This is a genomic window from Lactobacillus sp., from assembly GCF_051893255.1.
Classification (GTDB): Bacteria; Bacillota; Bacilli; order Lactobacillales; family Lactobacillaceae; genus Lactobacillus.
On the sequence record NZ_JBJFHB010000074.1, the window covers coordinates 3901 to 6104 of the forward strand.

Sequence of the window (2204 nt, forward strand, 5' to 3'; positions counted from 1 at the left end):
TCTTATACCCGTTCTTCGTGCATCATCTGCAGGACCCGGTTGGCGATGGATTCGTTGGTCACCAGGTGGGTGATAATGCCAGAGCGCAGGGCGCCCAGTAGGGCTTCAGACTTGAAGCGGTTGTTGACGACGACGAAGCGGACCGGGGTCTTGACGATTTGCTGGTCGGTGATGCCGATGATCTTGTTGGTAATGGCGCTGAAGAAGTGGCCCGCGTGGTCGTAAGGGCGGCCGAAGATCATGCCGGCGATTTGGTCATGGGGAATATTTTTAAACAAGAGATCCTCGTATTTCTGGTGGAGGAAGCTCTCTTCTTCAAAGGCCTGAATGGTCCCCAGGCTCGCCACCAAGAGGTCCAGCTGGTCGTATTTGCTGTTTAAGAGCTCATAAAAAGGCTCCTGCTTTAAGTACTTGACCAGGTCGGGATTGGTGGAATATAGGGGGGCAGGCAGAGATTGGAAGCTGGCCCCGCAGTGAGCGGCGGCTACGGGCTCTAGCGGGTTTTTCCGGCCGCTGCCGGCTAAGGGGTAGCCAACTAGCTGGACGAAGTCCAAGTCGCTGTTGTCGACGTTGTTAAAGGCTTTGACGATGTCCAGCATGGTTGTCCCCCAGCTCAGGCCCACGTACTTGGCCGACTGCATGTAGCTTTGGATCTGCTCAGCCGCGAAGCTGACGATCTTTTCGCTGTCCTGGTTCTTGGTTTCCATTTTGTCCAAGATGAAGGCTTCTTTTAAGTTGAACTGCTGGCGAAAAAGCTTCTCTAGATGGGAGTTGCGGCGGGCGCCTTCTCTGATCTTGATCTGGACGATCCCTTTTTTCTCAGCTTCGTTTAAAGCCTTGTCGATCAAATAGCGGGAAAGGTTGTACTTGGCCGAAATTTCCGCAATGTTCAGCTTGCTGATGTAGTAATCATGTGCGATGTTGGCTAGTCGATCATTAGTGATTTGCACTCGTCATTTCCCCCTAATTAGTAAAATTGCAAGTTTATTTGAATAGTGTAAAACAAAAGGCAGTTTTTGTAAAATAGCAAAAAAGTTAAGGGAATAAAAAAAGAGGAAGCTAGCTTCCTCTTTTTAATTATCGATTTGCTATCTTAGTACCAGTTGTGGGCTAACCAGAATCTCTTAGCGTTGACCCATGAGCCGTAACGGCCGTAAACGTAGCGGTCAGCAGTCTTTTCTTGGTTGCTCTTTGACAGGTTGCCGTGCAGGTAAGAAATCAAAAGTTGGTAGCGGCCGTAACAATTGCCGTTTCTAGCAGTGTAGGAACCACTTGATTCCCGCATAGCGATCCAGTACTTAGCAGCTCTTTCAGCTGCAGTCTTTTGAGCCTTCTTCTTCTTGGCAGCGGCCTTTTTCTTAGCAGCAGCGCGCTTTTTGGCGGCAGCCTTCTTGGCTGCGGCTTTCTTAGCAGCAGCCTTTTTAGCAGCTTTTTCAGCCTTCTTCTTAGCGGCAGCGGCCTTCTTGGCAGCTTCAGCAGCAGCCTTTTGGTCAGCAGTTTGTTGGTCGTTAGTGCTGCTTTGGCTTGAAGCTTGGTCAGCAGCGGTAGTGTCCTTGCTTGCGGCTACAGCCTTGCTTTCAGAAGCAGTTGCAGCCTTCTTAGTGGTCTTCTTGCTAGTCTTCTTAGCAGTCTTTTTAACTACCTTCTTAGTAGTTTTCTTAGCCTTTTTAGTAACCTTCTTAGTAGTCTTCTTGCTCTTCTTGGTAGACTTCTTCTTAGTGGTCTTCTTAACTACCTTCTTAGCAGCAGTCTTAGTGGTAGAAGCAGCTGACTGGCTAGCAGCAGTAGTTGAAGTTGACGTAGAAGCAGCAGAAGCTTGGCTAGACTTAGCAGCAGCGTCGTCTTGGCTGCTGGTTGCGCTTTGGCTTTGAGCGCTAGCTTGATCTTGCTTTTGAGTCGTCGTTTGGTTGGTAGATTCGGTATTAGTTGCCGCAAATACGTTGGCAGGAGCTAATACGAGGGCAGTCGCAAAGGCGGCTGCGGATAAAACTTTCGTAAATTTCTTATTGATCGTCATATGGGTAGAAACTCCTCACTTAGTCTCTTAAAAAACTAAGTTAATCCTACAAAACTAATATGACAGGAATGTTACAGGACGAAAACAAGATGATAACAAATGATAAAAATAGTCACATTAATAGTACTTTTATTATTTTCCTGCTAAAAATGCACAAAAATCACTTAAACTGGTCAAAAGAATCCAG

The 2204-nt window shown here is 47.4% G+C and carries 2 protein-coding genes; both read right to left on the reverse strand.

The window, feature by feature from the left end; genetic code table 11:
* Positions 1 to 2: 2 nt before the first annotated feature.
* Positions 3 to 950 carry a sugar-binding transcriptional regulator gene (locus tag ACI4WN_RS06925; RefSeq protein ID WP_439777546.1) on the reverse strand — a complete coding sequence of 316 codons (948 nt, stop codon included), beginning with the start codon at positions 948 to 950 and terminating at the stop codon, positions 3 to 5.
* A 143-nt stretch (positions 951 to 1093) separates the two neighbouring features.
* Positions 1094 to 2017, reverse strand: coding sequence for a peptidoglycan-binding protein LysM (locus tag ACI4WN_RS06930; RefSeq protein ID WP_439777547.1), 924 nt, complete (start codon positions 2015 to 2017; stop codon positions 1094 to 1096).
* Between the last annotated feature and the right edge of the window lie 187 nt (positions 2018 to 2204).